Here is a 5,895-nt window from a genome sequence, read left to right as displayed (position 1 = left end):
TCCTCCTCTCGTCGCCGGTGTCCTCACGCGCGCGCGCACTCCGCGTTCGTAACTTCGGGCGCGTTTCAGTCATTTGTTGGGCGGAGAAAATGGGCCGGAGGGTTCTCCGTACCGTCTCCACGGACGGAACGATAATATATTTGATGGCCCGCCGAGGACGGAATCGGGTCGGCGGGCTGTCACTCCGTCGCAGACCTCCGTTCACCCACACCGAAACCCTTACTCCCGGCCCCCGGTTCGTGACGAACATGAGCGATACGCCCGTGGACGCCGAGGAGGTGCGTCACGTCGCGGAGTTGGCGCGGGTGAACCTCGCGGAGGACGAAGTGGAGGAGTTCGCCGCCCAGTTCGCCGACATCCTCGACTACTTCGACGCCCTCGACGAGGTGCCCGAGGTCGAGTCGGAACCCGACCTCGTGAACGTGATGCGAACCGACGAGGTGGAGGACTGTCTCGACCAGGAGGAGGCACTGGGGAACGCCCCCGAGTCCGAAGACGGCTTCTTCAAGGGGCCGCGGGTGTCGTAGATGGGCGCGAACATCTTCATCACCGAGGAGACCATCGACGGCGACGACGACGGCCCACTCGCCGGGCGGACCGTCGCCGTCAAGGACAACATCAGCACCGACGGCGTCCGCACGACGTGCGGGTCCGCGATGCTCGAATCGTACGTCCCGCCGTACGACGCCACGGTGGTCGAACGCCTGAGGCCGCCGGTGCGACCATCGTCGGCAAGACGAACATGGACGAGTTCGGGATGGGCGGGACGACCGAAACCTCGGCGTTCGGCCCGACGGAGAACCCCGTTGACACCGAACGCGTGCCCGGGGGGTCCTCGGGCGGGTCGGCCGCCGCCGTCGCCGCGGGCGAGGCGGACCTCGCACTCGGCACGGACACCGGCGGGTCGGTGCGCAACCCGGCCGCCTTCTGCGGCGTCGTCGGCATCAAGCCCACCTACGGACTCGTCTCTCGGTACGGACTCGTCGCCTACGCGAACTCCCTCGAACAGGTCGGCCCCATCGGGTCCACCGTCGAGGACGCCGCCGCCCTCCTGGACGTCATCTCGGGCGCGGACGAACGCGACGCGACGACGCGGTTCGACCAATCCGCGGAGACGGACGGCCACCCGGCAGACGGCGCTGACTACGCGGCCGCCGCGGACGGCGATGTCGACGGTCTGACCGTCGGCGTCATCACGGACCTCCTCGAGGGCGCGGACGAACGCGTCGTCGAGACGTTCAGGGCGGCCGTCGCGGACCTCGAAGCGCAGGGCGCGGACGTGGTCGAGGTCAGCCTCGACTCCCTCGAACACGCGGTGCAGGCGTACTACGTCATCGCCACGTCCGAGGCCTCCTCGAACCTCGCGCGCTACGACGGCGTGCGCTACGGCCTCTCGACGGGCAAGGAGGGCAACTGGAACGACGTGTACGCCGACACCCGCGAGGAGGGGTTCGGCGCGGAGGTCAAGCGCCGCATCCTCCTCGGCACGTACGCCCTCTCGGCGGGCTACCACGACAAGTACTACAAGAAGGCCCAAGACGCCCGGGCGTGGATAAAGCAGGACTTCGACGAGGCGTTCGCCGAGGCGGACGTCCTCGCCACGCCGACGATGCCCGTCCTCCCGCCGAAACTCGGCGAGAGCCTCTCGGACCCCCTGCAACTGTACCTGATGGACGCCAACACCGTCCCCGTGAACCTCGCGAACCTCCCCGCCATCTCCGTCCCCGCGGGCGAGGCGGAGGGCCTTCCGGTCGGCCTCCAGTTAATCGGACCGAAGTTCGGTGAAGAGACGATGATTCGGGCGGCGTCGGCCGTCGAGAACTGAGCAGTTTTTTGGTCCAGCTTTTCGAGCGACCGTCAGGGAGCGACGAAAAGGTGGGAACACGATGATTCGGGCGGCGTCGGCCGTCGAGAACTGAGCAGTTTTTGGTCCAACGTTTCGAGCGACCATCAGGGAGCGACGAAACGGTGGGAGCGAACCGACGCCCGAAGCGCGGTTCTAACTGCCGCCCAGCGCCCGGAACGCGACGCCGGCGAGGATGGTCAGGATGCCGATGATGGTGGCGATGGGCGGAATCGGGATGAACAGGAACACGACGCCGACGAGTATCACGATGGTGGATGTCTTCATGTTTTGTTCGACGCACCTCAGTTAGAAAAAAGTGTTCGCCGACCGCGGGGCTCGCGCGGCCGCCGGCGTCCGTTCAAAGCGCCGTTTGAGCATTCGGTGGGTCTTCTACGGTGCCGCGACTCGATTCGAACGCAATGCCCGATTGGTCTCTCCCTCCCACGAGTGGTCTCGTCACAGTCCTCCTCGTCGTCGGCCTCGTCGCGGGCGCGACGGGCGTCGTCGTCGCCCAAGAGTCGTCTGTCGAGTTGGCGACGCAGGACGGACGCGTCGTCGTCCATGCGGCCGAGGACGCGACGATAACCGGCACGTCGGACCTCGACGCGGGGTCGAACCTGACGCTCCGCATCCAGTCCGCGGGCGACACCCAACCGCAGTTCCTCAAGACGCAGACGGTGACCGTCGCCGAGAACGGGTCGTTCGCCGCCCCGTTCGACTTCTCCGAACAGGCGAGCGGTGACACGTTCGCGGTGACCGTCGTCCGCGACGGCGAGACGGTGGCCGAGTCCGAGGGCGTGGTGCTGGCGCCCGGCGAGACGCTCACCGGCGACGGGTCGTCGACGGCCGACGCTTCGGCGACCGGAGACGGAACCGGCGCGTCGACGCCCGGATTCGGCCTCGTCGCCGCCCTCGCCGCCCTCGCCGCGGTGGCGGGGTACGCCCGGTCCCGGTAGCCCCGGTCTCATCCTCTGAAGAGGTTCATCACCTCGTCCGCAACGTCCGACTCGACGGCGACGACGTAGCGGTGACCCGGTTCGAGGACGGTGTCGGGCCCGCCGAGGCGGTTCCCCTGATAGTCGACGACGATGAGGCTCCCGCGCGGCAGGCGAACCTCGTCGAGGCGTCTGTTCGCCACGGGTGCCGCCTCGGCCACCTCGACTTCGACGATCTCGACGTTGTCGCCGATGTCCTCGATGGTCCGGACGCCCTCGGTGACTATCTCGTTCGTCGCGGCGCGGGCCCCCAGTCGCTCGGGGAACACGAGGCCGTCGACGTACTCCTCGTACAGTTCGTCCGGCGTCTCGCTGACGCGCATCACCGTCCGCACCGAGGCCATCCGCTGGGCGGCCATGCAGACGGCGAAGTTGGTCGTCTCCTCGCCCGTGAGCGCGGCGATCACGTCGCTGCGCTCCGGTTGCGCCTGCCTGAGCGTCTGCGGACGTGACCCGTCGCCTTCGATGACGGTGGCGACGTAGGCTCCGGCGAGTGTTTCGCAACGGTCCGGGTCGACTTCGACGACGACGACGTCGTGCCCCCGGTCGCGAGGAGTTCGGCCGTCCGCAGGCCCATCTCCCCGCCGCCGACGACGACGACGCGCATCGGTGCTGTTGTGTCGGTCATGTGTTCGTGTCTCCTTCGTGTGGGTTCCTCGCGTGTGCGGTCTCGTCCGCCCGTCGGGCCCGGGATCAGTCGTCGCCCTCCTCGCCCGAGGCGATGGGTTCCGGCTCTCGAATCGTCGGCCCCTCGGTCACGCCCTCGCGGCCGCGCCGGCGCGAGAGCAGGAGGTAGACGCCCCCGCCGAACAGGAGCCACCCGACCGCCAGCATCCACGTGAACGGGTCGATGAACAGGCCGAGCAGCAGGTTACAGACGATGCCGAGGACGGGCGTCGCCGGGTAGAACGGTACCTCGAACGGTCGCTGCAGATCCGGCTGTCGCCGCCGGAGGCGGATGAGCGCGTAGTTGACGACGACGAAGCCCAGAAGCGAGAACAGGCTGGCGAGGTTGCCGACGACGCGGATGGGGACGACGACGACGGCGACGAGCATCACCACCGCGGAGGCGAGGATGGCGACCAGCGGCGTCCCGTACCGGTGGTGGAACCGCCCGAGCGCCGCGGGCAACTGTCGCTCGCGCCCCATCGCGAACGCGACCCGGGAGGAGCCGATGACGACGGCGTTCAGCGCCGAGATGGTCGAGAACACCGCGCCGAAGGCGATGAGCGCCGCGCCCGTCCCGACCAGCGGGAAGACGGGCATGAACCCCTCGGCGGCCTGCGCGATGGCCGTCTCCCCGGCACCCGCGAGGCCGTCCGCGCCCAGCGTGCCGATGGCGACGAAGACGACCAGCAGGTAGACGACGACGGTGACGAGCACCGACAACAGGATGGCCCGCGGGATGTTTCGCTGGGGGTTCTCCACCTCCTCGGTCACCGTCGCGATGAGGTCGTAGCCCTGAAACGCGATGAACGTCAGCCCCATCGCCGGGAGGACGGACAGGGCGCCCTCGGAGAACAGCGGGTCGAACTCCCCGACGCGCGCGGCGGTCAGCCCGAAGGCGACGAACACGCCGAGGATGGCTATCTTCACGAGCGTGATGACCGTCTCGCCGCGGCCCGACGCCTCCGTCGAGAGGGCGTTCAGGGCGACGAGGACGACGACGGCGGCGAGCGCGTACGCCACCGGCGGACCGGGCAGTGAGACGCCGTAGATGTGGCCGAACTCCACGAAGTTCGAGGCGAACCCGAGTGCGTACAGCGACCCCGCTATCATGTACGTGAACCACCGCGTCCACCCCATCACGAACGAGACGGGCGCGGAGAACACCTCGCGGACGTAGGCGTAGCCGCCGCCGTTGCGCGGAATTGCCGCGGCCAACTCGGCGTACGACAGCGCCGTGAACGTCGTCACGCCGCCGTTGAGCGCGAACGCGACGATGGCCGCGGGGCCGGCGATGTCCGTCGCCAGTCCAGTCAGGACGAAGATACCCGCACCGATCATCGCCCCGATGCCGACCATCGTCGCGTCTAACAGGCCGAGGCTGACCGTCGGTTCTCGCTCACCAGAGTGACTCACAGGTGGCCTCGCGTCCGCTTCGACCGCCGCCGGCCGGAGGGTCGTGTGGTATGTCACCACACCGTCGTATAAATCCTCTCTCGGACCGGGAGGGGAACTGTCGTGCGTTACCACCCCACGTCGCCACCCGACCGATACCTACAGAGTGAAATGACTGCTGCTCTTGGTTCCCTTCAGAGTCTGATGAACGCAACTATCGACGCCTACGTGGACTACCGAACGAGCGTGGGCTTTCTCGGTTCCGTTCTCAAGTACATGTCGATTCCGCTCACCCTCCCGCTGGGCGTCGCCCTCTTCTACGGCGAGAGCCCGCTCCCCTTCGTCGTCGCCATGGTCGTGATGGTGACCGCCGGAGTGGGACTCGAACGACTCCGGACGACGCCGGACCTCGGCCACAGGGAGGCGTTCCTCCTCGTGAGCATGACGTGGTTCGTGGTCCCCCTGCTGGGGACGATTCCCTACCTCGTCGCCGGGCAGGGGACCGTCGCACACCCGGTGAACGCGCTGTTCGAGAGCATGAGCGGGTTCACGACGACGGGGTCGACCGTGCTCGGCGAGATATCGTTCGACCGGCACACGCGGTCGATACTCATGTGGCGGCAGGTCACCCAGTGGCTCGGGGGGGATGGGCATCATCGTCCTGATGGTCGCCATCCTGCCCGAACTCTCCGTCGGCGGCGCTCAGGTCATCGACGAGGAGGCACCCGGACTGTCGATAGAGAAGTTGACACCGCGGATTCGTGACACGGCCAGCGCGCTCTGGCGCATCTACATCGGGTTCACCGTGGCGGCGATGGTCGTCTACTACGGCCTCCACCTCGCCGGCTTCGCACCGAACATGGACCTCTACAACGCCGTCGCGCACGCGTTGACGACGATGCCGACGGGCGGGTTCTCCCCCGAACGCGGAGCGCGGAGGCGTCTCGCCGGCGATTCAGTTGGGCCATGCACCCTGTTCCATGGTCGGTCGCG

At 67.9% G+C, this 5,895-nt stretch carries 5 protein-coding genes and 3 pseudogenes; 4 read left to right on the top strand and 4 right to left on the bottom strand.

Annotation, left to right across the window (positions count from 1 at the left end; translation table 11 throughout):
- The first annotated feature begins 248 nt into the window (after positions 1-248).
- Together gatC and gatA are read left to right on the top strand one after the other, a co-directional pair.
- Positions 249-527 carry an Asp-tRNA(Asn)/Glu-tRNA(Gln) amidotransferase subunit GatC gene (gene gatC / locus GJ632_RS18665; protein WP_089805734.1) on the top strand — a complete coding sequence of 93 codons (279 nt, stop codon included), beginning with the start codon at positions 249-251 and terminating at the stop codon, positions 525-527.
- Positions 528-1,825: pseudogene (gene gatA, locus GJ632_RS18660) on the top strand (Asp-tRNA(Asn)/Glu-tRNA(Gln) amidotransferase subunit GatA).
- A 174-nt stretch (positions 1,826-1,999) separates the two neighbouring features.
- Here gatA and GJ632_RS18655 read toward each other — a convergent pair.
- Positions 2,000-2,131, bottom strand: a complete 132-nt coding sequence (locus tag GJ632_RS18655; protein ID WP_089805731.1) for a transporter — start codon at positions 2,129-2,131, stop codon at positions 2,000-2,002.
- A gap of 134 nt (positions 2,132-2,265) precedes the next feature.
- On the opposite strand from GJ632_RS18655, the gene GJ632_RS25015 reads away from it, so the two are divergent.
- Positions 2,266-2,802 (top strand): BGTF surface domain-containing protein, encoded by a 537-nt coding sequence (locus tag GJ632_RS25015; protein ID WP_191453721.1) that lies wholly within the window; start codon positions 2,266-2,268, stop codon positions 2,800-2,802.
- Positions 2,803-2,810: 8 nt separating this feature from the next.
- Here the strand turns inward: GJ632_RS25015 and GJ632_RS24270 are convergent, their stop codons facing one another.
- The 3 genes and pseudogenes from GJ632_RS24270 to GJ632_RS18640 all read right to left on the bottom strand — a co-directional run bounded on the left by GJ632_RS24270 (position 2,811) and on the right by GJ632_RS18640 (position 4,923).
- A complete protein-coding gene (locus GJ632_RS24270; RefSeq protein WP_231751676.1) occupies positions 2,811-3,164 on the bottom strand; it encodes a TrkA C-terminal domain-containing protein in 354 nt (117 codons plus the stop codon).
- A gap of 42 nt (positions 3,165-3,206) precedes the next feature.
- Positions 3,207-3,323: pseudogene (locus GJ632_RS24265) on the bottom strand (NAD-binding protein); the annotation flags it as partial.
- 211 nt (positions 3,324-3,534) lie between these two features.
- Positions 3,535-4,923 carry an APC family permease gene (locus tag GJ632_RS18640; protein WP_343161256.1) on the bottom strand — a complete coding sequence of 463 codons (1,389 nt, stop codon included), beginning with the start codon at positions 4,921-4,923 and terminating at the stop codon, positions 3,535-3,537.
- A gap of 183 nt (positions 4,924-5,106) precedes the next feature.
- Here GJ632_RS18640 and GJ632_RS18635 point away from each other — a divergent pair.
- A pseudogene (locus GJ632_RS18635) lies at positions 5,107-5,895 on the top strand (potassium transporter TrkG); the annotation flags it as partial.

The sequence above is a fragment of the Halogeometricum sp. CBA1124 genome, from assembly GCF_009741955.1.
Taxonomy (GTDB): Archaea; Halobacteriota; Halobacteria; order Halobacteriales; family Haloferacaceae; genus Halogeometricum; species Halogeometricum rufum.
This window is presented reverse-complemented; position numbering and strand designations above follow the sequence as displayed.

Excerpts from the sequence above, each read along its gene's own strand:
- gatC (WP_089805734.1), top strand. The coding sequence starts at position 249 with ATGAGCGATACGCCCGTGGACGCCGAGGAGGTGCGTCACGTCGCGGAG.
- GJ632_RS18655 (WP_089805731.1), bottom strand. The coding sequence starts at position 2,131 with ATGAAGACATCCACCATCGTGATACTCGTCGGCGTCGTGTTCCTGTTC.
- GJ632_RS25015 (WP_191453721.1), top strand. The coding sequence starts at position 2,266 with ATGCCCGATTGGTCTCTCCCTCCCACGAGTGGTCTCGTCACAGTCCTC.
- GJ632_RS24270 (WP_231751676.1), bottom strand. The coding sequence starts at position 3,164 with ATGCGCGTCAGCGAGACGCCGGACGAACTGTACGAGGAGTACGTCGAC.